The sequence below is a fragment of the Pseudomonas serbica genome (genome assembly GCF_028823535.1).
In the GTDB taxonomy this organism is placed as follows: Bacteria; Pseudomonadota; Gammaproteobacteria; order Pseudomonadales; family Pseudomonadaceae; genus Aquipseudomonas; species Aquipseudomonas serbica.
The window spans coordinates 41,774-66,935 of the sequence record NZ_JAQIYM010000021.1 but is presented as its reverse complement, the minus strand read 5'-3'; the positions used below and the strand labels follow the sequence as shown (position 1 = coordinate 66,935).

Here is a 25,162-nt window from a genome sequence, read left to right as displayed (position 1 = left end):
ATTTGATTTGCCTGGGAGAGCGAAATGAAACTGCTGGTCGTCGAGGATGAAGCGCTGTTGCGTCATCACCTGCAAACCCGCCTGACGGATAGCGGCCATGTGGTCGAGTCCGTGGGCAACGCCGTCGATGCGCTGTATCAGACAGAACAGTTCAACCACGACCTGGCGGTGATTGATCTTGGGTTGCCAGGCATGGGTGGACTGGATCTGATTCGTCAGTTGCGCTCGCAGGGCAAGACCTTTCCTATCCTGATCCTCACAGCACGCGGTAACTGGCAGGACAAGGTTGAAGGCCTTGCTGCCGGTGCCGACGATTATGTGGTCAAGCCCTTCCAGTTTGAAGAACTGGAGGCCCGGCTGAATGCCTTGTTGCGTCGCTCCAGCGGATTTACCCAGTCAACGATCGTCGCCGGGCCGTTGCTGCTGGACCTTAATCGCAAACAGGCGTCCCTTGATGAGCAACCACTGGCATTGACCGCCTATGAATACCGGATTCTCGAGTATCTGATGCGCCATCATCAGCAAGTGGTGCCCAAGGACCGCTTGATGGAGCAGCTCTACCCGGACGATGACGAACGCGATCCGAACGTGATCGAGGTGCTGGTCGGCCGTCTGCGCCGAAAACTCGAAGGTACGACCGGTTTCAAGCCAATCGATACGGTGCGTGGCCTGGGCTATCTGTTCACTGAGCGCTGCACTTGATCGGTTCTCTTCGCGTTCGCCTGATGCTCGCCGCCACGATCCTGGCGGTTTTGTTCATGCTGGCGTTGCTGCCGGCTATGCAGGGAGCGTTCAGCCTGGCGCTGCAGGACGCCATCGAGCAGCGACTGGCGTCGGACGTCACCACGTTGATCTCTGCCGCGCGGGTCGAGAACAACCGCTTGCAGATGCCGGACCAGTTGCCCGATGAGCGCTTCAACCTGGCTGATGGCAACTTGCTCGGTTACATCTACAGCCGCGAAGGCCAATTGGTGTGGCGCTCGAAAGACACCCTTGAGGAGAACATCAATTACAAGCCGCGTTACGACGGACGCGGTAATGAATTTGCCAGGATTCGCCAGGACAATGGCCAGGAATTCTTCGTCTATGACGTCGAGGTCAAATTGCTGGGCGGCAAAAGCGCGGCGTTCAGCTTCGTCGCGTTGCAGCCAGCGCGAGAATACGATGCCACGCTCGACGGCCTGCGGGACAACCTTTACCTGGGGTTCGGTGCAGCCTTGCTGGTGCTACTGGCATTGCTATGGGCCGGCCTGTCGTGGGGGTTGCAGGCATTGCGCCGGCTGAGCCAGGAACTGGATGAGATCGAAAGCGGCACCCGCGAAAGCCTGAGTGAACAACACCCACGGGAATTGCTGCGCCTGACCGGCTCTCTCAACCGCTTGCTGCACAGCGAGCGCGAACAGCGTAGCCGTTATCGCGATTCCCTCGACGATCTGGCTCACAGCCTGAAAACCCCCTTGGCGGTGTTGCAGGGGGTCAGCGAAGACATGGCACAACGCCCTGAGGACCGGGATCAGGCCTGGGTGTTGCAGACCCAGATCGAGCGCATGAGCCAGCAGATCAGTTACCAGTTGCAACGCGCAAGCCTGCGCAAAAGCGGCCTGGTGCGCCATCAGGTACGCCTGCAGCCCGTGTTGCAGAGCCTTTGCGATACGCTCGACAAGGTCTATCGCGACAAACGGGTACAGGTGACCTTCGATTTGCCGGAGCAGTGCCTGGCCCCTATCGAACAGGGTGCCTTGCTGGAGATGCTGGGCAATCTGCTGGAAAACGCGTATCGGCTGTGCCTGAGCGAAGTGCGCATCAGCGTGCGTACCCTCAATGGCGTCGAGATATGGGTAGAAGACGATGGCCCAGGTGTCCCGCTCGATCAGCGCACGCGGATCCTTCAGCGCGGTGAGCGTCTGGACCGCCAGCATCCGGGGCAGGGAATTGGCCTGGCGGTGGTCAAGGACATCATCGAAAGCTATGGCGCAAAACTGACCCTGGGCGACTCACCCCTTGGGGGGGCGGCTTTCCGTATTCATTTCCCGCCGGTGTGATCGGCGATAGTTGCCAGTTGAACTCAGTTTTCCCGAGCCCGATAAGCCCCGGGCGTCAGCCCGGTCCACTTCTTGAACGCCCGATGAAACGCCGATGGCTCGGAAAAGCCCAGTTGCTCGGCGATCTGTTGCAAGGGCAGGTCGTTGCGGCCCAGGTGATAAATGGCAATATCCCTGCGCAGTTGGTCCTTCAACTCCTGAAAACTGGTGTTTTCTTCTCGTAGATGCCGACGTAGCGTTTGCGGGCTGATATGCAGGTGCGCAGCCACGGCCTCCAGATCCGGCCAGGGTGAGCGGTCGCTGCTGAGCAAGCGTCGCAACTGGCTGCTCAGGCTGTGGCCGTCATCCGGGCGGGATAACAGGTCGGCAGGCGAGCGCTCAAGGAACTGCTTGAGCGTGCGTTCGTCTTGCAGCAGTGGCATGTCCAGGTAGCGGGCATGAAACAGCAGGCTGCTCTGTTGTGCCGAAAACTCGAGCGGGCACGAGAACAGCAACTCGTATTCGGCGCCATGGTCCGGTCGCGGGTAACTGAACGTGGCGTGTTCCAGTCGAATACGCTGGCCGATCAACCAACTGGGGAAGCGATGCCAGATCACCAATAGACTTTCGGTGAGGAAATGTTCCGGGTCCCAGAGCTGCGAATCGTCCAGGCTCAGTCGAATCATTTCGTCTTCGCGCGTCAGCGTCAGGCGCGGAGCGTCCGGGAATAAGCTATAAAACAATAGTCCGCGATGCAGTGCCTTATCCAGATTGCGGCAATGGATAACGGCATGACACATCATTGCGAAGCTGCCGGGCTTGCTGATACCACGGCCGAAACCCAGGTACTCGTCGTCCAGTGCCAGCCACAACGCCTGGACCAGCCGGGTGAATTGTTCTGGGGGGATGCGCGCCCGAGGCTCGTCGAGCAACTCGGGACTGATCCCCAACTGCTGCAACAGTTTCGAATAATCGTAGCCACGCCGTTGCGCGCCACCGAGGGCGGCACGGGCGAAATGACTGGCGATGGTGCGTTCGCGCATAGCAGGCAAGTCCGTCCATTGAGCGACGGATGGTAGCCGTGGTTGTTACGCAAGAACAAGGCGGATATCCGCCAGATTACCCGGCTTGATCCGATGAGTGGGCGGAAATCCGCCATTGCGCGAATGCGTTGCGATGAGTTGTAAAAACCTGCAGGCCTTGCTGGCAAAAGGCTTACAGGCTTTTCGCACAAGGTGGCACGGGCTTTGCGATAAGACCAGCAGATGCCTGCCGTCGAGCAGCTCGAAAAAACAAATCCCTCCAGTGCAGGAGGGTTCGCAATTGAGGTGAGGTAGGCAACAGTTGGATGTTGTCGCCGCGCACTCTTGAGGAACTTTGCAATGACGACTCGTCAGCCACTGTATAAATCCCTGTATTTCCAGGTGATCGTTGCAATTGTCATCGGTATCTTGCTCGGTCACTTCTATCCACAGCTCGGTGTGGCAGTAAAACCACTGGGTGACGGGTTCATCAAGCTGATCAAGATGATCATCGCCCCGATCATCTTCTGCACTGTCGTCAGCGGTATCGCCGGCATGCAGGACATGAAGTCGGTCGGCAAGACCGGCGGTTACGCATTGCTGTACTTCGAGATCGTTTCGACGATCGCGCTGCTGGTCGGCCTGGTGGTGGTCAACATCGTCCAGCCGGGTGACGGCATGCACATCGACGTGACCACCCTGGATGCCTCCAAGGTGGCACAGTATGTCGCTGCTGGCGCGGACCAAAGCGTTATCGGCTTCCTGCTCAACGTGATCCCGTCCACCATCGTCGGCGCATTCGCCACGGGCGACATCCTGCAAGTGCTGATGTTCTCGGTGATCTTCGGTTTCGCCCTGCATCGCCTGGGCGCCTACGGCAGGCCGTTGCTGGACCTCATCGATCGTTTCGCTCACGTCATGTTCAACATCATCAACATGATCATGAAGCTCGCACCGATCGGTGCCTTCGGTGCCATGGCCTTCACCATCGGTGCCTACGGTGTCGGCTCGCTGGTGCAACTGGGCCAGTTGATGGCCTGCTTCTACATTACATGCCTGCTGTTCATCCTGATCGTGCTGGGTTCGATTGCCCGCCTGCATGGCTTCAGCGTGCTGAAGATGATCCGCTACATCCGTGAAGAGCTGCTGATTGTGCTGGGTACTTCCTCTTCGGAGTCGGTGCTGCCGCGCATGCTGATCAAGATGGAGCGTCTGGGGGCGCAGAAGTCGGTGGTAGGCCTGGTGATTCCGACCGGCTACTCGTTCAACCTCGACGGTACTGCGATCTACCTGACCATGGCTGCGGTGTTCATTGCCCAGGCCACCGACACTCATATGGATATCACGCACCAGATCACCTTGCTGGTGGTGTTGCTGCTGTCTTCCAAGGGTGCTGCAGGCGTGACCGGTTCGGGCTTCATCGTACTGGCCGCCACCCTGTCCGCCGTAGGCCACCTGCCGGTTGCCGGCCTGGCGTTGATCCTGGGTATCGACCGTTTCATGTCTGAAGCCCGTGCGCTGACCAACCTGGTTGGTAACGCCGTTGCCACCATCGTCGTGGCCAAGTGGGTCAAGGAGCTGGACACTGACGTGCTGCAAGCCGAGTTGGCCTCGGGCGGCCGTGGCATTGCCGACGAGCCTAAAGACGACGTTCTGGGCCATATCGAGGGCGCAACCCCGAGTAACGCCAAGTAAGTCCTGATGTAATGAAAAACCCGCTTCGGCGGGTTTTTTCATTCTGGCCAGTTGAGCGCAACGGTCAGCAAAACTGGCGCCCAAGGTGATTGCTGCAATCCGCCTGGCTGCCTAGTCTGGGGGATCGTCCATGGAGAATACTCATGACTGGTCCATTGGCCTCCCTCAAGATCCTGGATTTTTCGACGCTGTTGCCAGGGCCGTTCGCCTCATTGTTGCTGGCCGACATGGGCGCGGAGGTGCTGCGCATCGAATCACCCACCCGCATTGACCTCCTGCGCGTGCTGCCACCCCACGATCGGGGCGTATCGGCCAGCCATGCCTACCTCCATCGCAACAAGCGCAGCCTGGCGCTGGATCTCAAGCAGCCGCAGGCCCTGGAAGTGATCAAGTCGTTGCTCGCAGACCATGACATCGTCCTGGAGCAATTCCGCCCCGGTGTCATGGAGCGATTGGGGCTGGGTTATGAAGCCTTGAAAGCGATCAATCCCCGGCTGATCTATGTCTCGATCACCGGTTACGGCCAGACTGGCCCCTACAAGGACCGCGCCGGCCATGACATCAACTACCTGGCCCTGGCCGGGCTTTCCAGCTACAGCGGTCGCGCCGACAGTGGGCCGCTGCCGCTGGGCATGCAGGTAGCAGACATCGCCGGTGGCTCGTTGCACGGGGTCATCGGCCTGCTGGCGGCCGTGATTGCACGCCAGCAAACCGGGCAGGGCCAGCATCTGGACGTGAGCATGACCGATTGCGCGTTCAGCCTGAACGCCATGGCGGGTGCCGGGTACCTGGCCTGCGGGGTCGAGCCGGGTAGGGAAGAGCAGATGCTCAATGGCGGCAGCTTCTACGACTATTACCGCTCCCGGGATGGGCGCTGGTTGTCGGTGGGCAGCCTGGAACCGGGCTTCATGAAACAGTTGTGCATGGCGCTGGGGCTGGATGAGTGGGCGAGCCTGGGCTTATCGGTGCAGCCTGCACAGCAACACCAGCTCAAGGAAGCGTTGAAGAGCGAGTTCGAAAAGCATGACTTTGCCGACCTGTGTGCGCTGTTCGCCGAGCTTGATGCCTGTGTCGAGCCCGTCTTGAGCCTGGGGGAGGCGGTGCGGCATCCGCAGTTGCAGGCGCGGGAAATGGTGACTGAAGTGCCGCGGGGGGATGGTTCGAGCCAGGCGCAGATGGCGTGCCCCTTGAAGTTCTCGCAGGGGTTGCCTGAGCCTCGGCATATTGGCGCGGCGCTGGGCCAGCATACCGATCAGGTGTTGGGGGAGTTGGGGTTCAGTGCGCAGCAGATTGAGGCACTGCGGCGTGCCAAAGTGATTCTGTAGGAGCGGGCTTGCCCGCGAATAGGCCGGCCCAGCCACCACAGTTCCCGCTACTCAATCCGCATCTCCCCACTGAATACCAGGGTATTGCGACACCGCCGACACAAATACCGCCGCCCCTGACGCACCAGGCCATGACGCTGTGCCGAAAACGGGAAATCGCTGTCGGCGCACGGGCACTTGTAGATGTAACGGGTCACGCTACGGCGTTTGACGTCGTAGGTGTGGCAGCGGTTGGGCGGCAGTTCGTAAACACCGCGCATGATCAGTTGCCACTCTTCGCCGTGAGGCTGGATGCGGTCGCCGAACAATTGATGGGCGATCAGGTGCGCGACTTCATGGGCGACGGTCTGCTTGAGAAAATCTTCGGTGTTTTCCCGGTACAACTGCGGGTTGAAACGCAGAAGGTTCTCGTGCAGATGCGCGACACCGGCTTTCTGCCCACGCAGCTTGAGGCTGACCACAGGGCGTTTGAAAGGTCGTTTAAAAAAGGATTCGGCTTGTTGAAAACAGTCTTCGACGCGGATGTTGAGTTGCTCGGGCATGCTTGATGGATCTCCAGATCAGTCGAGTATGCCGCAAGCCCGGGGCCTTGCGAATCGGCGAAGCGCCGAATGGTCTTCAGCGTTCTTTGTGCCTGGGCATTAAAAGGCCGCCTTGCGGCGGCCCTGTGTCGGCAGATCTGATTTTTTTGTGGTGAGCTGTTAATTGGTATAGACCGGCCCCACGCCGAGTCCCCAGACAATCACGGTGAACGCCATGATGGCTACCAGCACCACCAGGCCTACGGCGAGCACCGAACTTGAAAACAGGAAGCCCTCGTCAGATGGAATGTTCATGAAGGTTGGCAGTCCCACGTACAGCAGGTAAACCGTGTAGCAGATGGCTGCCGTGCCGACGACCATCCCCAGCCACAGGTGGGGGTACAGGGCCGCGAGGCCGCCGACGAACAGCGGCGTAGCGGTATAGGTTGCGAACGCGATGCAGCGTGCGAGGCTCGGATTGGCGTCATAGGTGCGGGCCATCCAGTGGATGAACGCACCCATCACCGCTACACCGCCGAGCATCGCCAGGTACGACATGACTGTCATCCATAGTGCGCTTTCCACGGTCAGCATCACCGGGGGGCGATTGCCGATGACCCAGCCCACCTGCGTGGTCCCGATAAAGGCCGAAACCGCCGGTATCGCCGCCAGGATCAGCGTATGGGTCAGGTACATGTGGCTGATACTTTCTTCCTGATCGCCACGAATCTCTTTCCATTCTTGGTCAGGGTGGGTGAAGAGCCCCACTACGTGATGGATCATGCCAGTCACTCCTCTTGTTTTTACCGTCGCCCCCCAGTGGAGCGCCCTACGGGCCAACGTGGCCAAGTAAGTAATAGGTCTGTATGTGAATGCGACCTTATGTCGCAGTATAGGAAGGTCTTAACCCTACAGGGGGTAAGGCTTAGAGCAAATTGCGCTGTAAAGCGCCGGGGTAATCGCTGTTGTATCTGTAGGGCGCGCGATCCGTCGGGGCACTACGCCCTTGAAAGGTTTTTGCGTAAAATGCCCGCCTTTCGTCACACCTCACGGATTTCGCGTCATGGGCACTCTTACGGTCAACCAGAACAAACTGCAAAAGCGCCTTCGCCGACAGGCCGGTGAGGCAGTCGCCGATTTCAACATGATTGAAGACGGTGACAAGGTCATGGTCTGCCTGTCCGGCGGCAAGGACAGCTACACCATGCTTGATGTGCTGATGCACTTGCAGAAGGTCGCGCCGATCAAGTTCGAGATCGTGGCCGTGAACATGGACCAGAAACAGCCGGGTTTCCCCGAGCATGTGCTGCCGGCTTACCTCAAGGAGCTGGGCATCGAGTACCACATCGTCGAGAAAGACACCTACTCGGTGGTCAAGGAGCTGGTTCCGGAAGGCAAGACCACCTGTTCGCTGTGCTCGCGCCTGCGTCGTGGCACGCTCTACACCTTCGCCGACGAAATCGGCGCGACCAAGATGGCCCTCGGTCACCATCGCGACGACATCGTCGAGACGTTCTTCCTGAACATGTTCTTCAACGGCTCGCTAAAGGCCATGCCGCCAAAATTGCGTGCCGATGACGGGCGCAACGTGGTGATCCGCCCGCTGGCCTACTGCAACGAGAAGGACATCCAGGCTTACTCGGACCTCAAGCAGTTCCCGATCATCCCGTGCAACCTCTGCGGCTCCCAGGAAAACCTGCAACGCCAGGTGGTCAAGGAAATGCTGCAAGACTGGGAGCGCAAGACCCCGGGCCGCACCGAAAGCATTTTCCGCAGCCTGCAGAACGTGATCCCGTCGCAACTGGCGGATCGTAACCTGTTCGATTTCACCAGCCTCAAGATCGACGAAAGCGCCGCTTCGCGCTTCGTCAATGTGGTCAACCTCTAAACAAAATTGTGGAAGCGGGCTTGCTCGCGAAGGCGTTGTGTCAGTCGACAACAATGTTGAATGACGCACCGCCTTCGCGAGCAAGCCCGCTCCCACAGGTTTTTGCTTCGTTTTAATTCTCGGGAGAGGGCATGCGCGATTACAAGTGGCTGAACGAATACTGTCTGAACCGCTTCGGTTCGGCCGCTGAACTGGAAGCCCATCTGCCCCTGCCCAAGACCCCGGCGCAATTGCGCAAGATCAGCGATGACCGCTACCTCTCGACCATGGCATTGCGCGTCTTCCGCGCCGGGCTCAAGCACAGCCTGGTGGACGCCAAGTGGCCGGCCTTCGAAGAAGTGTTCTTCAGGTTCGACCCGGAAAAAGTCGTGCTGATGAGCGCCGAGCACCTGGAACGGCTGATGCAGGACACGCGGATCATCCGCCACCTGGGCAAGCTCAAGAGCGTGCCGCGCAATGCCCAGTTCGTGCTGGACGTGGCCCATGAGCAGGGCAGCTTCGGGGCGATGATCGCCGATTGGCCGGTGACCGATATCGTCGGGCTGTGGACCTTGTTGAAAAAACGCGGCCATCAGTTGGGCGGGTTGTCGGCGCCGCGCTTCTTGCGCATGGTTGGCAAGGACACCTTTGTGCCGAGCTACGACGTAGTGGCGGCGTTGAATGCGCAGAAGATCGTCGACAAGGTGCCAACCAGCTTGCGCGACCTGGCATTGGTGCAGGATGTGTTCAACCAGTGGCATGAACAAAGTGGCGGGCGGCCCATGAGCCAGATTTCGATGATGCTGGCTTACACAGTGAATCATTAAGCCGCCCGCAGGCTGGCTACCACATCAAAGCCCCTGCGGGAGCCAGCCTGCTGGCGATTGCAATCTCTCAGGCGACGGAGATTTCGCCCTCGCCAGCCAACTTGCGGTTCAACTGATACCGCCACCGCACATACAACAGTGCCGAACAGAACACCGCCAGGCTCGCGGCCATCTCCAGCACGCCGAAGACCTGCCGGTTCGGGTCATAAGCGGCCAATGCGCCCTTGATGAAGTACAGGTTCACCACAAAGCACATCCATGAATGTCCCCGGGCATTGCCGACAATCATGCCCGGCGCCAGCAACAGCAGTGGCACCAGTTCAATCAGCAGGATCACCCACGGCCGCGCACCGTGCAGGTCGGCGACCATCAGGTAGTAAACGCAGAGCAATCCCACCAGGCCAAAAAAACACAGCAGGCTGATAACGCGCATGGCCCGAACCCGTGGTTCGAGCCATTCGATGGCGGGCAGGACCTTCGGCTTCTTGGCCACCCTCAACCCTCCAGTTTCAGTGCAGTCTTGGCCAGGCGCATGCCCAGGGCCCGGCACAGCGCCACTTCATGGGCATCCAGGCCGCTTTTGCCATCGGCACCGGCGTGATGGCTGGCGCCGTATGGCGTACCGCCGCCCTGGGTTTCCAGTAGCGCCGACTCGCTGTAGGGAAGGCCCGTGATCAACATGCCGTGGTGCAACAACGGCAGCATCATCGACAGCAGCGTGGTTTCCTGCCCGCCATGCAGGCTTGCAGTGGAGGTAAACACTCCGGCGGGTTTGCCCACAAGGGCGCCGGTCAGCCACAGGTTGCTGGTGCCGTCGAGAAAGTACTTGAGTGGCGCCGCCATGTTGCCGAAGCGGGTCGGGCTGCCCAGCGCCAGGCCGGCGCAGTTCTTCAGGTCATCGAGGCTGGCGTAGAGCGCGCCTTCCTCCGGGATATCCGGCGACACGGCTTCGCATTCGGTGGAAATCGCCGGTACCGTGCGCAGGCGGGCTTCAAGGCCGGCCTGTTCGACGCCACGGGCAATTTGCCGGGCCATTTCATTGGTCGAGCCGCTGCGGCTGTAATAGAGCACCAGAATGTACGGCGCACTCACGGCAACAGCTCCAGGACCTGCTCTGGCGGACGGCCGATGATGGCCTTGTCACCGACTTCGAGGATCGGTCGCTCCATCAGTTTCGGGTGGGCGGCGATGGCAGCGATCAACTGCGCCTCGCTCAGGCTGCTGTCGGCCAGGTTCAGGGCCTTGTATTCGTCTTCGCCGGTGCGCAGCAGTTGGCGGGCACTGATCCCGAGTTTGCCCAGCAGGCTCTGGAGTTGCGCGGCGTCCAGCGGCGTTTCCAGGTAGCGGACCACCGTCGGGGTCAGGCCGCGGGCTTCTATGAGTTCGAGCGCACCGCGGGATTTCGAGCAGCGCGGGTTGTGATAAAGCGTCAGATCGGTCATGAGCGGGTCGCATCTTGCGTAAGGTGGCGGCTATTCTAACTGGGCAGCGCGTAATCCTGAACCTTGGCAGGCGATGGGGCGCACGCGCATTCAATTCTGGACAAGGAACATGACATGACAAGGCGACTGGCAGCGGCATTGACGATTATCGGGGCGTTGATGCTGGGGGGCTGCGGTAACGACTACGGGATCGATCAGAACGGACAGAAGGTCGCCGCCGAGCGTCTGGACGGCAAGTGGCTGGTAATCAACTACTGGGCCGAATGGTGCGGGCCGTGCCGTACCGAGATTCCGGAGTTGAACACACTGGCCGAGCAACTCAAGGACAAGAAGATCGGCGTGTTCGGGGTCAACTTCGACAATGTGCAGGGCGAAGAGCTGAAAAGTGCCAGCGAGAAACTCGGCATCAAGTTCACCGTGCTGGCGCAGGACCCTTCCGAGTTGTTCGATCTGCCGCGCAGTGAGGCGTTGCCGGTGACCTACATCGTCGATAACAAGGGCAAGGTGCGGGAACAATTGATGGGCGAGCAGACGGCGGCGGGGGTGGTGGCCAAGCTCGAAGCTTTGCAGGCGACTAACTGATGATCGTTCCCGCGATCTGCGTGGGAACGATCATCCAGGCGGGATCAACCCTCTTCCAGCCACCAGCGTAGCGGCTTGCCTTCAGCAGGCCAGAAACGCATCTGGTCGATCGACGAGACGTCCCAGCGCTGCACGCCTTCCAGTGCCTGGAGGAAGCGTTTCTCCTGCTCCATCAGGGCCGGCGCACAGAGTTTGCGGGTGCTGCCGATCTTGCCGAAGCTCAGCTTGTGGCCTTCCAGGGTGTACGGCGCGAACCAGTGGTTGCAGCCGCCGTTGCCGTAGGCGCGACCGTCTTCACCCAGGGTGATGGTCAGGTGGCTGTAATCCATCAACGGACGTTCGCCGATCCATTCCAGGATGTAGCTGCGGTTTTGTTCAAGTTGCACCGGTTCGGCGGCGCAGCCCAGCAGGCTTGCACCCACCATCGCGGTCAGAGCGAGGCGTTTCATCACGCAGACTCCTGGCATTTTGGGCACAGGTGCTTGTCACCCACGGTGGTCCAGCCCAGCTCGGCAATCCGCGCGGTGGCGGCAGGCTTTTCGGCCTTGTTGCCCAGCTTGGCGTCAACAGCGAACTCGAAACTCAGCTCTTTGGCGCAGCTGTCGCAGTTCACCTGCCAGGTATGGATCGCCAGTTCGCCGAACACTGGGCCACTGGCCACTGCGACCCATTGGCCCGGCGGATTGATCAGGTGGCGAACCGTTTCGACGGTCAGGCGCATGGACAAGTCCTTGGCGCCCTTGAGGGTCACGACCAGCACGTCGTTGTTACGAATCGAGCCGCCGTTGCCGGTGACCTGATAACGCCCCGGCACCAGGGCGCGGCATTCGGTGAGGGTGTGTTGCGGGTTCATCAGGGTGTAGCGGAAATCGTGTTCGACCATGGGTCCTCCAAATATGCGCGATATGCTAGCACGGGCATACGCGCAGCATGGTGCGGGCATATGACCTTCGATCAGGTTCAACCACTCTCGACCTGATTCTCCGGGGCCCCGGCCGCCCAGGCCGCGATGTTCTGCAAGGTGGTCGCGGCAATCGCGCCCAGGGCTTCACGGGTCAGGAAAGCCTGGTGCGCCGTGACGATCACGTTGGGGAAGGTCAGCAACCGTGCCAATACGTCGTCCTGCAACGGCAGATCGGAGCGGTCCTCGAAAAACAATTGGGCTTCTTCTTCGTACACATCCAGTCCCAAATAACCGAGTTGACCGCTCTTCAAAGCATCGATCAGCGCAGGGGTGTCGACCAGGCCGCCGCGGCCGGTATTGATCAACATGGAGCCTGGCTGCATGTGCGCCAGGGATTGGCGGTTGATCAAATGCTTGCTCTGCTCGTTGAGCGGACAGTGCAGGCTGATGATCTGCGACTCGGCAAGGAGCTGTGGCAAGTCCAGGTAGCGGGCGCCAAGGGCTTCGACCTGCGGGTTGGGGAACGGATCGTAGGCCAGCAGTTGGCAGCCGAACCCATTCATGATTTTCGCGAAGGTCGCGCCGATCTGCCCGGTGCCGACCACGCCGACGGTCTTGCCCACCAGGTCGAACCCCGTCAGCCCGTGCAGGCTGAAATCCCCTTCGCGGGTGCGGTTGTAGGCGCGGTGCAAGCGGCGGTTGAGTGCCAGGATCAGGGCGACGGCATGCTCGGCCACGGCGTGGGGCGAATAGGCCGGGACGCGCACGATCGCCAGCCCCAGGTGCTTCGCCGCCGCGAGGTCGACATGGTTGTAGCCCGCCGAGCGCAGGGCGATCAAGCGTGTGCCGCCTGCGGCCAGGCGTTCGAGTACCGGGGCGCCGAGGTCGTCATTGATGAAGGCGCAGACCACCTCGTGATGCTCGGCCAATGCGACGGTATCGAGGCTCAGGCGTGCCGACTGAAAGTGCAATTCGATACCGGGCGGCAGATTGGCGGCGAGAAAGCTGTCGCGGTCGTAGGTCTGGCTGCTGAATAGAATCGTGCGCATGGGTTCTCCCTGAATGTCCTGGCGTTTCGCACCTACATTATTCGCCCATGCATCGTCGGGCGCCTTGCGCTGCATCAGGCGTTGATGCGCGCCTGGGCGGCCAGGCGATTGATCGCCCGGTCGAGATCCTCAAGCGCGCCGAAGGCCTTCGGGTCTTTCTGCTTGAGCAGGGTTTCACTGCGTTGGCAGGCGGCGCGCAGTTGCGGCACGCCGCAATATCGGGTCGCGCCGTGCAGGCGATGGACCCGCTCGATCAGGGCGTTGTGGTCATTGCTTTGCTGGGCCTGGCGGATGGCTTCGCGGTCGGCTTCCAGCGACGCCAGCAGCATTGCCAGCATGTCGGCTGCCAGGTCGGCCTTGCCAGCTGCCAGGCGCAAGCCTTCTTCGTGATCGAGCACCTGCAACTCGTAGGTGCTGCCGTGGCTGTCGCCTGCGCGCTCCGGCGATTGGTTACGCAGTGCCAGCCCGCTCCATTTGAGGACCACTTGCGCCAGTTGCCGCTCGCTGATCGGCTTGGTCAGGTAATCGTCCATGCCGCTTTGCAGCAACGCGCGTTTTTCGTTGGCCATGGCATGCGCGGTGAGGGCCACGATCGGCAGAGGCGTGCAATGCCGCTCGCTTTCCCATTGGCGGATCGCTTCGGTGCTTTGGCGCCCGTCCATGCCGGGCATCTGCACGTCCATCAGCACCAGGTCGAACGTCTCGTTCTGCACCGCCTTGATCGCCGCGTAACCGCTTTCCACGGCGAGTACCTTGGCGCCCATGTCTTCGAGCAGGGTTTGCACCAGCAGCAAATTGGCCGGGTTGTCGTCGACGCACAGCACCTTCGGCGCGCGGCTGGACACCGGCTCGTTGGATTCGCTGCGCAACTGCCGCGGGTTGACCAGGTCGGACAGTGCGCGCCGCAGCTTACGGGTACAGGCCGGTTTGGCCTGGAGCTGGCTGTGGGGGTTGGGCACCGACAGGTGGAACAGCGTCTGTTCCGTGGTGGGGCACAACACCAGCACTTTGCAGCCCAGGTGCTCGAGGTCCCAGATGTGCTGGTTGAGACGTTCCGGAGGCATGTCGTTGCTGGTGATCCCCAGCACCGCAAGCTCGATCGCCTGATCGGTCTGGTGTGCGCCAGTGACGCCGTTGGTCAGGCTCTCCAGGGTATTGAACGGGGTGACGTCCAGGCCGCAGTCTTCCAGTTGATGCTGCAACGCCTGGCGCGCCAGCTCATGGTTTTCCAGCACTGCAACCCGCCGCCCGAGCAGCGGCGCGCTCGGCAAATCTTCGGCATCGTCGCGAGTCTTGGGCAGGTTCAGGCTGATCCAGAATTCCGATCCTTCGCCCGGCGTGCTATCGACGCCAATTTCGCCACCCATTTGTTCGATCAGACGCTTGGAGATCACCAACCCCAGGCCGGTGCCGCCGGGTTGCCGCGACAGTGAGTTATCGGCCTGGCTGAAAGCCTGGAACAGCGCGCGTACATCCTGGTTCGACAGGCCGATGCCGGTGTCCTGGACGCTGATGCGCAATTGCACGCTGTCTTCGTGCTCTTCCTCGAGCATGGCCCGGGCGACGATGGTCCCCTCGCGGGTGAACTTGATCGCGTTGCTGACCAGGTTGGTCAGGATCTGCTTGAGCCGCAACGGATCACCCACCAGCGACAGGGGCGTGTCGCGATAGACCAGGCTGATCAGCTCCAGCTGTTTGGCGTGGGCGGCGGGGGCGAGGATGGTCAACGTGTCCTGCAGCAGGTCTCGCAGATTGAACGGAATATGGTCGAGCACCAGCTTGCCGGCCTCGATCTTCGAAAAGTCGAGGATCTCGTTGATGATCCCCAGCAGGCTGTCGGCGGATTTTTCGATGGTGCCCAGGTAATCGAGCTGGCGCGGGGTCAGTTCACTTTTTTGCAGCAGGTGGGTGAAGCCAAGGATGCCGTTGAGCGGCGTGCGAATTTCATGGCTCATATTGGCCAGGAACTCGGACTTGATCCGGCTCGCCTCCAGCGCTTCCATGCGTGCAAGGTCAAGTTCGATATTCTGGATCTCGATGGTCTCGAGATTCTGGCGCACGTCCTCGGTGGCCTGGTCGATGCTGTGTTGCAGTTCTTCCTGGGCATTCTGCAGGGTGCCGGCCATGCGGTTGATGCCGGAGGCCAATTCATCCAGCTCCTGGCTGCCCAGAGGCGGCAGGCGGGTTTCCAGGTGACCGTCCTTGAGTTGCGCCACGGCTTGTTTGATCTGGGTCAGCGGCCGATTGATCGTGCGGCCCATACGCAAGGCCAGCAGTGCTGCGCCTCCGAGGCCTGCGCCGATCATCAGCAGGCTGGCGAACAGGCTGCGGTAGCCGCGCAGCAACATGCCGGTGTGGGACAGCTCGAGTTCGACCCAGCCCAGCAGGCGGTCGGCTTCGTCAGGGATCACGTCGCCCGCCAGGTTGCGGTGTTTGCCGAATACCGGCAGCAGATAACGCGTTGCTTCGCTGCCACTGCGGCGCAGCATTCGAGAGTCACCGCCCATTGGCGCCTGGGTCAGCATGATCGGCCCGGCGTGGGCCAGGGGCGTGCGATCTGGCGCAAGGAACGTCACGGCGCGCACGTCCGGTTGTTCCAGGGACTGGGTGGCGATACGTTCCAGCAGCTCGTTGTTGTTATGCCCCATGGCGGGCGCCACCAGCGGCGCCAGTTGCTCGGCGATCATTTCGCCACGCTGCAGGAGTTGGGTTTGCAGGTCCGATTGCTGCATCCAGGTGAAATAACCGCCCAGGACCAATGCCATGAGGCTGGTCGGCAGCAACGTCAGCAGCAGCACGCGGCCTTTGATTCCCAGTTTCGTCAGCACGCCTCTCTCCTGCAACCGGCTATTTATCGGGCTGCGCATGCGTCCGGCACGCGCCACTTGCGCAGTGTAGCGATTTGCAAGCGGGCGATCCTCGATAATTCATGTCGTCACTCGTCGGTTGCTCGTGCGCTTTTGTGCCCTGCGCAAACCCTCGGGTTGCCCCGGACGAAGCAATCTTGAATAATTAACGACTGAGAATTATTTGCAGATGCTAATGACGACCATCAACGCAGGCCATCCCCGAATCCTCTCCATCGAAGACGACCTCGTACTCGGTGCCTATGTTCATGAACATCTGGGCCGCAGCGGTTTCCAGGTGACTTGGTGCCAGAACGGCCAGGAAGGCCTGGACATTGCACGCAAGCAAGCCTTCGATGTGGTGTTGATGGACATCCTGTTGCCGGGGCTGGACGGGCTGGCGGTGCTGACGCAACTGCGCCGCAGCCATTCCACCCCGGTGCTGCTGATGTCGGCCCTCGGCGCCGAGGCCGACCGCATCAGCGGCTTCCGCCTGGGGGCCGATGATTACCTGCCCAAACCCTTCAGCATGGCCGAGTTGCGCGTGCGCATCGAAGCCATCCTGCGCCGGGTGGCACTCGATCGCCGACCGACGCCGGTGGCGATGGTAGCCGAGGTGGACAGTCTGCGTTTCGACGACGAACACTGCGACGTTTTTTATCGCCAGCAGCCTGCCGGCCTGACCCGCAGTGAGTATCGCCTGCTAGAGACCCTGAGCCGCAGCGTCGATGAAGTGTTGAGCAAGGCCTTCCTTTATCAGCAGGTGCTGCAGCGCGGTTATGCCGCCCACGATCGCAGCCTGGACATGCACATCAGCCAGATTCGCCGCAAACTCAAGGCCATTGGCTATACCGAGCGGGAGGTGCGCACGGTCTGGGGCAAGGGCTACAGCCTGAGTGCCGTCGATGAAATGTAACTTGCCGGGCCGGCATTCGCTGTTCTGGAAACTGGCCTGCCTGCTGGTGGCGTTCTGCCTGTTGATGATCTGGTTGAGCTGGTCCTGGGGCCGCTACATGGAACAGCGCAATCAGTTCCTGTCGGACGTGGCCCGAGGCACCCTGACGCGTTATGCCGCCGAGGCGGAGCAGGCGTGGCAACAGCGCCGGACCGATGGGGTCGATGAGTGGCTGCAGACCATGCATCACCGGGAAAAGAGTTGGGTCGGAGTCATCGGCGGGGATCTGCAGTCCTTGAGCAGCTTTGCGCTGACCGACGATGAAATAGAACACCTGACGTTTCTGCGCGGCCTGGACTGGCCCATCCACAAGAAAGGCCGGCCGTGGATGCGGGTGCCGTTTCCCGGCGACCCTTCCGTCGGCAGCCTGGTGATCGAACTGCCGCAACGATTCGTGCCCGGACGCTACCGGGTATTCTGGCGGGTGATCACCAACGGGGTCATTCCCGGGTTGTTCACCTTGCTGTTGTGCGTCGGCCTGTACCGCTTGCTGGTGGTGCCGCTCAATCACCTGCGTGAACAGGCCAACGCCTGGCGTGCCGATCAACTCAATGTGCGATTGTCGCGCCGCACCACCAATCGCGCTGACGAACTGGGGGAGTTGGGCAGGGCGTTCGATCACATGTCCGAACGCCTGCAAAGCACCGTGGCGCTGCAGCAGCAACTGTTGCGCGACCTGTCCCATGAATTGCGCACGCCGTTGAGCCGCCTGCGGGTGGCCAGTGAAAGCGAGCAGGGCCTTGAGCAATTGCGCGAGCGCATCGGCCGCGAGGTCGATGGCATGCAGCGGCTGGTGGAAGACACGCTGCAACTGGCCTGGCTCGACACGGAACGCACGCGATTGCCCGACGAAGCGATCCAGGTCCAGGCCTTGTGGGAAATGCTCACGGAAAACGCCTGCTACGAAAGTTGCTGGCCGGACGGGCAGTTGCAATGTTCGGTGGACGCCTCCTGCTGGGTGCGCGGGCACCTCAATACCCTGGCCCAAGCCCTGGAAAACATGCTGCGCAATGCGATCCGACATTCGCCCAAGGGTGGCGTGGTCACGCTAGGCGGGCGACGCGATGGCGATTACTGGCACCTGTGGATGGACGATCAGGGTGGCGGGGTGGCGGAAGCGGATCTGGAGCGCATCTTCCTGCCCTTTACCCGGCTCGACGGTTCGCGCCCGGGGAATGGTGGGTTCGGTTTGGGCTTGAGCATCGCCAGGAATGCGGTGCAACGACAGGGCGGCAAGCTCTGGGCGCAGAACACCGGCAGCGGGTTGCGGATGAACATGCGCTTGGTGGCGGACGATGGAACTCTCAGCGATGACGCCCTCGCCAGCACACTATCCCATCCACAATCGCTCTGATTCGCAAGGAGGCGCAAGCGGCTTCATGTACTGTCTTGTGAACCCGCCTTATTCCCACAAGCCATAAGCACCGCACTTTGCGTGATATGGCCTTCGCAGGTTTGCCGGTATGATAGGCGCCCCCGCAGTCTGGATTGCGAATACGCCATGACCTTGCAGTACCCAACCATCGCCGATTGCGTCGGCAACACTCCGCTGGTCCGTTTGCAGCGCCTGCCCGGCGCCACCAGCAATACCCTTTTGCTCAAGCTCGAGGGGAACAACCCGGCGGGTTCGGTCAAGGACCGTCCGGCGCTGTCGATGATCACCCGCGCCGAGTTGCGCGGACAGATCCACGCCGGTGATACGTTGATCGAAGCGACTTCTGGTAATACCGGGATTGCGCTGGCGATGGCTGCCGCGATCAAGGGTTACAAGATGATCCTGATCATGCCGGACAACTCCAGCGCCGAACGCAAGGCAGCGATGACCGCCTATGGCGCCGAGTTGATCCTGGTCAGCCAGGAAGAGGGCATGGAAGGTGCCCGTGACCTCGCCCAGCGCATGGAGGCCGAAGGCCGTGGCAAGGTGCTTGACCAGTTCGCCAACGGTGACAACCCCGAGGCGCACTACACCACCACCGGTCCGGAAATCTGGCGCCAGACCCAGGGCACCATCACCCATTTCGTCAGCTCCATGGGAACCACCGGCACGATCATGGGCGTCTCGCGCTACTTGAAAGAGCAGAGCGACAACGTGCAGATCATCGGCCTGCAACCGATGGAAGGCTCGGCCATTCCCGGCATCCGCCGCTGGCCGCAGGAATACCTGCCGAAGATCTACCAGGCCGAGCGCGTCGACCGCATCGTCGACATGGCGCAAAGCGAAGCCGAAGACGTCACCCGGCGTCTGGCCCGCGAGGAAGGCATCTTCTGTGGCGTGTCCTCGGGCGGGGCGGTGGCAGCGATGCTGCGCCTGTCCAAAGAAGTTGAAAACGCGGTGATCGTCGCGATCATCTGCGACCGTGGCGACCGATACCTGTCGACCGGCATTTTCGACGCGCCCAACTGATGGCCAAGCACGAGAGAGGCCTGCGCTTCCAACCCACCGGTGGCAGCAAGGCCCCGCAAGTCCCGACCGGCAAAAAGCAGCGCCTGAACATCGAGCGCCTGGCCAATGACGGTCGTGGTATCGCGTTTTTCGAAGGTCGCACCTGGTTCGTCATCGGCGCACTGGCCGGTGAGGAGGTCGAGGCGCGGGTGCTCGGCGCCCACGGCAAAGTGGTCGAGGCGCGTACCGAGCGAGTATTCAAGGCCAGCGAACTGCGCCGCCCCGCACCTTGCGCCCACGCCGGCCGTTGCGGCGGCTGCAGCGTGCAACACTTGCCCCACAACGAACAACTCGCCCTGAAACAGCGCATGCTCGCCGAGCAATTGTCCAAGGTCGCAGGTGTCGAGCCCGAAGAGTGGGCTGCACCATTAAGCGGTCCGGAATTCGCTTACCGCCGTCGCGCCCGAGTGGCCGTGCGCTGGGACATGAAGGCGAAAAAACTCGAAGTCGGTTTTCGCGCCGCCGGCAGCCAGGACATTGTCGGCATCGATGATTGCCCGGTACTGGTACAGCCCTTGCAACCGATCATGGCCCGCTTGCCGCAAATGCTGCGGCGCTTGAGCAAGCCGCAAGCCCTGGGTCACGTGGAGTTGTTCAGCGGTTCATCGCTGGCGGTATTGCTGCGTCACATGGCGCCGTTGTCCGAAAGCGACATGACCATCCTCAAGGAGTTCTGCGCGTTCCATGAAGCCCAGTTGTGGTTGCACGGTGAAGGCGAGCCGCGTCCGGTCGAGGCTGACCAGTCCTTGGGTTATCGTCTTGAGCAGTGGGATCTGAACCTGGCGTACCGGCCTGGAGATTTCATCCAGGTCAATGCCGGAGTCAACGAAGCGATGGTCGCCCAGGCGCTCGACTGGTTGAAACCAAAAGCCGATGAGCGTGTTCTCGATCTATTCTGTGGGTTGGGTAACTTTGCCTTGCCGTTGGCCAAAGCCGTTCGCGAAGTCGTGGCGGTGGAGGGGGTGCAGGTGATGGTCGATCGCGCCGCCGCGAATGCGATCAGCAACAATCTGCATAACGCTAAATTTTTTCAGGCCGATTTATCCCAGCCTTTGACCGATGCCGAATGGGCCGGCGAAGGCTTTTGTGCGGTACTCTTGGACCCACCGCGTGACGGCGCTTTCGAGGTCGTGCGCAAGCTCAAGTCCCTGGGGGCCGAGCGATTGGTGTATGTGTCGTGCAACCCTGCAACCCTGGCGCGCGACACGGTCGAATTGATCAAGCAGGGCTACCGGTTAAAACGTGCCGGGATTCTCGATATGTTTCCTCAGACGGCACATGTCGAGGCCATGGCGTTATTTGAAGCGAGCTAGGATGCTCGTCTGGTCCGACTGGCCCGCCCGTGCAGCCGCGTACCAGCCCGACGTGGGCTCATGGGCAACGAAGGTCAGCGATTTGACGCATTGAATCTGCGTCGTAGGGAAGGTAAGCAAGATGGTACAGGTGAGAGCACACCAGCCGATCAACACCGACGGCAGTATCAATCTCGAGGCTTGGCTCGATCATGCGGTCAGTGTCGATCTGGCACTGGATCGCGAAGCCTTGAAGGAAGCCTGCGAGTTCGCTCGCGAGGCCGAACAACAAGCCAATGCGGCTAAGAATCTATGGACCGAAGGCAACTCGAGTTTCCGCACCGGCCTTGAGATCGCCGAGATCCTCGCCGACCTCAAGCTCGACCAGGATTCGCTGGTGGCCGCGGTGTTGTACCGGGGCGTGCGCGAAGGCCAGATCCCGTTGCCCACCGTCAGCCAGCGCTTCGGCCCGGTGGTCGCCAAACTGATCGACGGCGTGCAGCGCATGGCGGCGATCAGCGACAGCCTGAGCCCGCGCAAATCCATGGTAATGGGCACCCAGGGCCAGGTGGAAAACCTGCGCAAGATGCTCGTGGCCATGGTCGACGACGTGCGCGTGGCCCTGATCAAGCTGGCCGAACGTACCTGCGCGATCCGTGCGGTGAAGACCGCGGACGACGAGAAGCGCAACCGCGTGGCCCGCGAGGTCTTCGACATCTACGCGCCCCTGGCCCACCGCCTGGGTATCGGTCACATCAAGTGGGAGCTGGAGGACTTGTCCTTCCGCTACCTCGAGCCCGACCAGTACAAGCAGATCGCCAAGCTGTTGCATGAGCGGCGACTGGATCGCGAACGCTTCATCAGCGACGTGATGAGCCAGCTGAAGAACGAATTGCAGGCCACCGGCGTCGATGCCGACATCAGTGGCCGGGCCAAGCACATCTATTCGATCTGGCGCAAAATGCAGCGCAAGGGCCTGGAGTTCAGCCAGATCTACGACGTGCGCGCCGTGCGGGTGCTGGTGCCGGAAATGCGCGACTGCTACACCGCGCTCGGCATTGTCCACACCTTGTGGCGACACATCCCGAAAGAGTTCGACGACTACATCGCCAACCCGAAAGAGAACGGCTACCGCTCATTGCATACCGCGGTGATCGGGCCTGAGGGCAAGGTGCTGGAGGTGCAGATCCGCACCCACGCCATGCATGAAGAGGCCGAGCTGGGCGTGTGCGCGCACTGGCGCTACAAGGGTACCGACGTCAAGTCCGGCTCCAATCACTACGAAGAGAAAATCTCCTGGCTGCGTCAGGTGCTCGAATGGCACGAAGAGCTGGGTGACATTGGCGGGCTGGCCGAACAGTTGCGGGTCGATATCGAACCTGACCGGGTCTACATCTTTACCCCGGACGGTCACGCCATCGATTTGCCCAAGGGCGCGACGCCGCTGGACTTTGCCTACCGCGTCCACACCGAGATCGGCCACAACTGCCGCGGCGCCAAGATCAACGGGCGCATCGTGCCGCTCAACTACAGCCTGCAGACCGGTGAACAGGTCGAGATCATCACCAGCAAGCACGGCACGCCGAGCCGCGACTGGCTGAACCCTAACCTGGGCTACATCACCACCTCGCGGGCGCGGGCGAAGATCGTCCACTGGTTCAAGCTGCAGGCGCGCGACCAGAACGTCGCCGCCGGCAAGACCCTGCTCGAGCGCGAACTCAACCGCCTCGGTCTGCCGCAGGTTGATTTCGAGAAGCTGGCCGACAAGGCCAACATGAAAACCGCCGAAGACATGTTTGCCGCCTTGGGTGCGGGTGACCTGCGCCTGGCGCAACTGGTCAACCTGGCGCAGCAACTGGTCGAGCCGGAACGCGGAAACGAACAGCTGGAACTGATTCCACGCAAGGCCACCGGCTACAAGCCAGGCAAGCGTGGCGACATTCAGATTCAGGGCGTGGGCAACCTGATGACCCAGATGGCGGGTTGCTGCCAGCCACTGCCGGGGGATGCGATCGTGGGCTACATCACCCAGGGCCGCGGCGTGAGCATCCACCGCCAGGACTGTGCCTCGGTGCTGCAGTTGGGCGGGCGCGAGCCAGAGCGGATCATTCAGGTCAGCTGGGGCCCGGTACCGGTGCTCACCTATCCGGTGGACATCGTCATCCGTGCCTACGACCGTTCCGGATTGCTGCGTGACGTCTCGCAGGTGCTGCTCAACGAGCGGATCAACGTGCTGGCGGTCAATACTCGCTCGAACAAGGAGGACAACACCGCGCTGATGTCCCTGACCATCGAGATTCCGGGGCTGGACGCGCTTGGGCGGTTGCTTGGGCGGATTTCCCAGCTGCCGAACATCATCGAAACCCGGCGTAATCGCACACCGTGAAATCAGCACCGATCCAATGTGGGAGCGGGCTTGCTCGCGAAGAATGCTTGTCAGTCGACATCAATGTTGTCTGGCAAACCGCTTTCGCGAGCAAGCCCGCGCCCACAGGGAAGTCCTGTGATGAGAGGGATTGATGTTCAGCCTTGAAGATCTGTTGCACCTGATGAATCGCCTGCGCGACCCGCAGTACGGTTGCCCATGGGACATCAAGCAAACCTACGCGACCATCGTCCCGCACACCCTCGAGGAAGCCTATGAAGTCGCCGATGCCATCGAGCGCGGTGACTTCGATCACCTGCAGGGTGAGTTGGGCGACCTGCTGTTCCAGGTGGTTTACTACAGCCAGCTGGCCCGGGAAGAGGGGCGCTTCGAGTTCGCGGGCGTGGTCGACGGCATCACGCGCAAGTTGATTCGCCGTCATCCGCACGTATTCCCCACGGGCGACCTGTACGCGCCAATGGATGTCCCGCGCTTGAGTGAGGAACAGGTCAAGCAGCGCTGGGAAGAGATCAAGGCCGAGGAGCGCGCGGAAAACTCCAGCGCACCGCAACAGCTGTCCTTGCTCGATGATGTCCCGGCAGCATTGCCGGCGTTGTCGCGCTCGGCAAAATTGCAGAAGCGCGCAGCGCAGGTCGGTTTCGACTGGCCCGATGCCTTGCCGGTGCTTGATAAAGTCCGTGAAGAACTCGATGAAGTCCTTGAGGCCATGGCGGAAAACGATCCAGAGGCCGTGGCCGACGAGATCGGCGATCTGCTGTTTTCCGTGGTCAATCTGGCCAGGCATCTCAAGGTCGACCCGGAAACCGCGCTGCGTGGCGCCAACGGCAAGTTCGAACGACGCTTCCGTTTTATCGAACAGGCATTGCGCGACACCCACCGTCCCATGGAAGATTGCACCCTCGAAGAGTTGGACGCCCTGTGGGGTGAAGCCAAACGCCAGGAAAAGAATGTGCCCAGCTGCGGTTGAGCAGTTGCCTAAGTGAGTAATAAGCACCATGAGCATTTCCCTTCGCGACCAGTTGCTCAAAGCAGGGCTGGTCAACCAGAAGCAGGCCAAGCAGGTCAGCAAAGACAAACAGAAGCAGCAGCGCCTGGCCCACAAGGGTCAGATCGAACTCGATGACTCCCAGCAGCGTGCGGCCCAGGAAGCCATGGCCGAGAAGGTCAAGCGCGATCAGGAGCTCAACCGTCTGCAGCAGGAGAAGGCCGAGGCGAAAGCTCGCGCTGCCCAGGTCAAGCAATTGATCGAAGCCACGCGCCTGCCGAAGCTGACGACCGAGGACTACTACAACTTCGTCGACGACAAGAAGGTCAAGCGCCTCTCGGTCAACACCCTGATGCGCAACAAGCTGAGCAACGGTTCGCTGGCCATCGTGCATCACGCCGGAGGCTATGAAGTGATCCCCCGGGAAGCGGCCCTGAAGATCCAGGAGCGCGATCCGCAGCGTATCGTGCAGCTGAATGTACAGACCGAAGAAGTCGCTGCCGAGGACGATCCGTACGCGGCCTATCAGATCCCTGACGATCTGATGTGGTAAGCGGTCTACGGCTGCAATAACGAAAAACCCCGCTCATGGCGGGGTTTGTCGTTTTCAATGCGGTCATTGCTCAGGCGGAGCGTAATTCTCGTTGCTGCTCCAGGATTTCCAGTTCGGCCTTGTAGCTGTGGGCGTCAGTCTCGGAGTGGAACATCCCGACCAGCAAGTCTTGTTGGTACACATCCCAGATCCGGATGCCGGCGGCTACGCCTTCATGGGACATGTGTGAATCGTCGCGTTCAGTTACTTTTACAGTCATCTGCTAGCTCCAATCTCTGTTTATCTGCAGCAAGGCATGTGCAGGACTCTGTTATAGGGTTTGGTAGCTTGCTAAGTAAACGACTGTGTTTGGAAAGGGATTCTTGCAAAAACGGCAACTGTCCTGCAGCCCACGGAAACCGCGACATTCAGTCGCAGGTCCTGAAGTTTCATGACAAAAGCTTCATC

25 protein-coding genes are annotated in these 25,162 nt (G+C 61.0%); 14 read left to right on the top strand and 11 right to left on the bottom strand.

Annotation, left to right across the window (positions count from 1 at the left end; all coding sequences use genetic code 11):
* Window positions 1-24: 24 nt before the first annotated feature.
* Complete coding sequence (locus tag NQL71_RS27410; RefSeq protein WP_046817743.1) at window positions 25-702, top strand: response regulator transcription factor; 678 nt, start codon at window positions 25-27, stop codon at window positions 700-702.
* Window positions 699-2,042, top strand: coding sequence for an ATP-binding protein (locus NQL71_RS27405; protein WP_274643665.1), 1,344 nt, complete (start codon window positions 699-701; stop codon window positions 2,040-2,042). The genes NQL71_RS27410 and NQL71_RS27405 overlap by 4 nt, the downstream gene beginning before the upstream one ends.
* 23 nt (window positions 2,043-2,065) lie before the next feature.
* On the opposite strand, the gene NQL71_RS27400 is transcribed toward NQL71_RS27405, so the two are convergent.
* Window positions 2,066-3,064: an AraC family transcriptional regulator gene (locus NQL71_RS27400; RefSeq protein WP_046817741.1), complete on the bottom strand. Its 999-nt coding sequence runs from the start codon at window positions 3,062-3,064 to the stop codon at window positions 2,066-2,068.
* A 339-nt stretch (window positions 3,065-3,403) separates the two neighbouring features.
* On the opposite strand from NQL71_RS27400, the gene NQL71_RS27395 reads away from it, so the two are divergent.
* Together NQL71_RS27395 and NQL71_RS27390 are read left to right on the top strand one after the other, a co-directional pair.
* Window positions 3,404-4,738, top strand: a complete 1,335-nt coding sequence (locus NQL71_RS27395) for a dicarboxylate/amino acid:cation symporter (RefSeq protein ID WP_046817740.1) — start codon at window positions 3,404-3,406, stop codon at window positions 4,736-4,738.
* A 143-nt stretch (window positions 4,739-4,881) separates the two neighbouring features.
* Window positions 4,882-6,063, top strand: a complete 1,182-nt coding sequence (locus NQL71_RS27390) for a CaiB/BaiF CoA transferase family protein (protein ID WP_274643664.1) — start codon at window positions 4,882-4,884, stop codon at window positions 6,061-6,063.
* Between the two features lie 47 nt (window positions 6,064-6,110).
* Here NQL71_RS27390 and NQL71_RS27385 read toward each other — a convergent pair whose 3' ends face one another.
* Both NQL71_RS27385 and NQL71_RS27380 read right to left on the bottom strand, forming a co-directional pair.
* Window positions 6,111-6,605, bottom strand: coding sequence for a SprT family zinc-dependent metalloprotease (locus NQL71_RS27385; RefSeq protein WP_046817738.1), 495 nt, complete (start codon window positions 6,603-6,605; stop codon window positions 6,111-6,113).
* A 159-nt stretch (window positions 6,606-6,764) separates the two neighbouring features.
* The gene (locus NQL71_RS27380; RefSeq protein WP_046817737.1) at window positions 6,765-7,367 is read right to left on the bottom strand and encodes a Yip1 family protein; all 603 of its coding nucleotides are present in this window, start codon (window positions 7,365-7,367) and stop codon (window positions 6,765-6,767) included.
* Window positions 7,368-7,647: 280 nt separating this feature from the next.
* Here NQL71_RS27380 and ttcA point away from each other — a divergent pair, with 280 nt between their 5' ends.
* On the top strand, window positions 7,648-8,472 hold the full coding sequence (gene ttcA / locus NQL71_RS27375; RefSeq protein WP_046817736.1) for a tRNA 2-thiocytidine(32) synthetase TtcA: 825 nt from the start codon (window positions 7,648-7,650) through the stop codon (window positions 8,470-8,472).
* Window positions 8,473-8,603: 131 nt separating this feature from the next.
* The gene (locus NQL71_RS27370) at window positions 8,604-9,278 is read left to right on the top strand and encodes a DNA-3-methyladenine glycosylase I (RefSeq protein ID WP_046817735.1); all 675 of its coding nucleotides are present in this window, start codon (window positions 8,604-8,606) and stop codon (window positions 9,276-9,278) included.
* Window positions 9,279-9,345: 67 nt separating this feature from the next.
* On the opposite strand, the gene NQL71_RS27365 is transcribed toward NQL71_RS27370, so the two are convergent.
* From NQL71_RS27365 to arsC, 3 genes are read right to left on the bottom strand one after another with little or no spacing between them, the layout of a single operon-like run.
* Complete coding sequence (locus NQL71_RS27365; RefSeq protein WP_046817734.1) at window positions 9,346-9,771, bottom strand: DUF2069 domain-containing protein; 426 nt, start codon at window positions 9,769-9,771, stop codon at window positions 9,346-9,348.
* A gap of 2 nt (window positions 9,772-9,773) precedes the next feature.
* The gene (gene wrbA, locus NQL71_RS27360) at window positions 9,774-10,370 is read right to left on the bottom strand and encodes an NAD(P)H:quinone oxidoreductase (RefSeq protein ID WP_046817733.1); all 597 of its coding nucleotides are present in this window, start codon (window positions 10,368-10,370) and stop codon (window positions 9,774-9,776) included.
* A complete protein-coding gene (arsC, locus tag NQL71_RS27355; protein WP_166620083.1) occupies window positions 10,367-10,720 on the bottom strand; it encodes an arsenate reductase (glutaredoxin) in 354 nt (117 codons plus the stop codon). Before arsC ends, wrbA begins: the two co-directional genes overlap by 4 nt.
* Window positions 10,721-10,834: 114 nt before the next feature.
* Between arsC and NQL71_RS27350 the strand changes: the two genes are divergently transcribed.
* Complete coding sequence (locus NQL71_RS27350; protein ID WP_274643663.1) at window positions 10,835-11,302, top strand: TlpA disulfide reductase family protein; 468 nt, start codon at window positions 10,835-10,837, stop codon at window positions 11,300-11,302.
* A 44-nt stretch (window positions 11,303-11,346) separates the two neighbouring features.
* Here the strand turns inward: NQL71_RS27350 and NQL71_RS27345 are convergent, their stop codons facing one another.
* From NQL71_RS27345 to NQL71_RS27330, 4 genes are all read right to left on the bottom strand, one after another.
* Window positions 11,347-11,751, bottom strand: a complete 405-nt coding sequence (locus NQL71_RS27345) for an META domain-containing protein (RefSeq protein ID WP_046817730.1) — start codon at window positions 11,749-11,751, stop codon at window positions 11,347-11,349.
* Entirely contained in the window at window positions 11,751-12,185 is a 435-nt protein-coding gene (locus NQL71_RS27340) for a hypothetical protein (RefSeq protein WP_046817729.1), read from the bottom strand. Before NQL71_RS27340 ends, NQL71_RS27345 begins: the two co-directional genes overlap by 1 nt.
* Window positions 12,186-12,262: 77 nt before the next feature.
* Complete coding sequence (locus NQL71_RS27335; protein ID WP_274643662.1) at window positions 12,263-13,255, bottom strand: 2-hydroxyacid dehydrogenase; 993 nt, start codon at window positions 13,253-13,255, stop codon at window positions 12,263-12,265.
* Between the two features lie 74 nt (window positions 13,256-13,329).
* Window positions 13,330-16,083 carry a response regulator gene (locus tag NQL71_RS27330; protein WP_046817728.1) on the bottom strand — a complete coding sequence of 918 codons (2,754 nt, stop codon included), beginning with the start codon at window positions 16,081-16,083 and terminating at the stop codon, window positions 13,330-13,332.
* A 214-nt stretch (window positions 16,084-16,297) separates the two neighbouring features.
* On the opposite strand from NQL71_RS27330, the gene NQL71_RS27325 reads away from it, so the two are divergent.
* The 7 genes from NQL71_RS27325 to NQL71_RS27295 all read left to right on the top strand — a co-directional run bounded on the left by NQL71_RS27325 (window position 16,298) and on the right by NQL71_RS27295 (window position 24,715).
* On the top strand, window positions 16,298-17,017 hold the full coding sequence (locus NQL71_RS27325; protein WP_046817727.1) for a response regulator transcription factor: 720 nt from the start codon (window positions 16,298-16,300) through the stop codon (window positions 17,015-17,017).
* Entirely contained in the window at window positions 17,007-18,410 is a 1,404-nt protein-coding gene (locus NQL71_RS27320) for a sensor histidine kinase (protein WP_274643661.1), read from the top strand. Before NQL71_RS27325 ends, NQL71_RS27320 begins: the two co-directional genes overlap by 11 nt.
* 147 nt (window positions 18,411-18,557) lie before the next feature.
* Entirely contained in the window at window positions 18,558-19,460 is a 903-nt protein-coding gene (gene cysM / locus NQL71_RS27315; protein WP_248687716.1) for a cysteine synthase CysM, read from the top strand.
* On the top strand, window positions 19,460-20,812 hold the full coding sequence (rlmD, locus tag NQL71_RS27310) for a 23S rRNA (uracil(1939)-C(5))-methyltransferase RlmD (RefSeq protein ID WP_248687717.1): 1,353 nt from the start codon (window positions 19,460-19,462) through the stop codon (window positions 20,810-20,812). Before cysM ends, rlmD begins: the two co-directional genes overlap by 1 nt.
* A gap of 121 nt (window positions 20,813-20,933) precedes the next feature.
* Entirely contained in the window at window positions 20,934-23,177 is a 2,244-nt protein-coding gene (gene relA / locus NQL71_RS27305) for a GTP diphosphokinase (protein WP_046817723.1), read from the top strand.
* A gap of 133 nt (window positions 23,178-23,310) precedes the next feature.
* Window positions 23,311-24,144: a nucleoside triphosphate pyrophosphohydrolase gene (mazG, locus tag NQL71_RS27300; protein ID WP_077185617.1), complete on the top strand. Its 834-nt coding sequence runs from the start codon at window positions 23,311-23,313 to the stop codon at window positions 24,142-24,144.
* 28 nt (window positions 24,145-24,172) lie between these two features.
* Window positions 24,173-24,715, top strand: coding sequence for a DUF2058 domain-containing protein (locus NQL71_RS27295; RefSeq protein WP_046817721.1), 543 nt, complete (start codon window positions 24,173-24,175; stop codon window positions 24,713-24,715).
* A gap of 70 nt (window positions 24,716-24,785) precedes the next feature.
* Here the strand turns inward: NQL71_RS27295 and NQL71_RS27290 are convergent, their stop codons facing one another.
* Window positions 24,786-24,974 (bottom strand): hypothetical protein, encoded by a 189-nt coding sequence (locus NQL71_RS27290; RefSeq protein ID WP_046817720.1) that lies wholly within the window; start codon window positions 24,972-24,974, stop codon window positions 24,786-24,788.
* Window positions 24,975-25,162 lie beyond the last annotated feature (188 nt).

Bases quoted from the DNA above. Each gene is read 5' to 3' on its own strand.
- NQL71_RS27410 (WP_046817743.1), top strand. From the start codon at position 25: ATGAAACTGCTGGTCGTCGAGGATGAAGCGCTGTTGCGTCATCACCTG.
- NQL71_RS27400 (WP_046817741.1), bottom strand. From the start codon at position 3,064: ATGCGCGAACGCACCATCGCCAGTCATTTCGCCCGTGCCGCCCTCGGT.
- NQL71_RS27395 (WP_046817740.1), top strand. From the start codon at position 3,404: ATGACGACTCGTCAGCCACTGTATAAATCCCTGTATTTCCAGGTGATC.
- NQL71_RS27390 (WP_274643664.1), top strand. From the start codon at position 4,882: ATGACTGGTCCATTGGCCTCCCTCAAGATCCTGGATTTTTCGACGCTG.
- NQL71_RS27385 (WP_046817738.1), bottom strand. From the start codon at position 6,605: ATGCCCGAGCAACTCAACATCCGCGTCGAAGACTGTTTTCAACAAGCC.
- NQL71_RS27380 (WP_046817737.1), bottom strand. From the start codon at position 7,367: ATGATCCATCACGTAGTGGGGCTCTTCACCCACCCTGACCAAGAATGG.
- ttcA (WP_046817736.1), top strand. From the start codon at position 7,648: ATGGGCACTCTTACGGTCAACCAGAACAAACTGCAAAAGCGCCTTCGC.
- NQL71_RS27370 (WP_046817735.1), top strand. From the start codon at position 8,604: ATGCGCGATTACAAGTGGCTGAACGAATACTGTCTGAACCGCTTCGGT.
- arsC (WP_166620083.1), bottom strand. From the start codon at position 10,720: ATGACCGATCTGACGCTTTATCACAACCCGCGCTGCTCGAAATCCCGC.
- NQL71_RS27350 (WP_274643663.1), top strand. From the start codon at position 10,835: ATGACAAGGCGACTGGCAGCGGCATTGACGATTATCGGGGCGTTGATG.
- NQL71_RS27345 (WP_046817730.1), bottom strand. From the start codon at position 11,751: ATGAAACGCCTCGCTCTGACCGCGATGGTGGGTGCAAGCCTGCTGGGC.
- NQL71_RS27340 (WP_046817729.1), bottom strand. From the start codon at position 12,185: ATGGTCGAACACGATTTCCGCTACACCCTGATGAACCCGCAACACACC.
- NQL71_RS27335 (WP_274643662.1), bottom strand. From the start codon at position 13,255: ATGCGCACGATTCTATTCAGCAGCCAGACCTACGACCGCGACAGCTTT.
- NQL71_RS27325 (WP_046817727.1), top strand. From the start codon at position 16,298: ATGACGACCATCAACGCAGGCCATCCCCGAATCCTCTCCATCGAAGAC.
- NQL71_RS27320 (WP_274643661.1), top strand. From the start codon at position 17,007: ATGAAATGTAACTTGCCGGGCCGGCATTCGCTGTTCTGGAAACTGGCC.
- cysM (WP_248687716.1), top strand. From the start codon at position 18,558: ATGACCTTGCAGTACCCAACCATCGCCGATTGCGTCGGCAACACTCCG.
- rlmD (WP_248687717.1), top strand. From the start codon at position 19,460: ATGGCCAAGCACGAGAGAGGCCTGCGCTTCCAACCCACCGGTGGCAGC.
- relA (WP_046817723.1), top strand. From the start codon at position 20,934: ATGGTACAGGTGAGAGCACACCAGCCGATCAACACCGACGGCAGTATC.
- mazG (WP_077185617.1), top strand. From the start codon at position 23,311: ATGTTCAGCCTTGAAGATCTGTTGCACCTGATGAATCGCCTGCGCGAC.
- NQL71_RS27295 (WP_046817721.1), top strand. From the start codon at position 24,173: ATGAGCATTTCCCTTCGCGACCAGTTGCTCAAAGCAGGGCTGGTCAAC.
- NQL71_RS27290 (WP_046817720.1), bottom strand. From the start codon at position 24,974: ATGACTGTAAAAGTAACTGAACGCGACGATTCACACATGTCCCATGAA.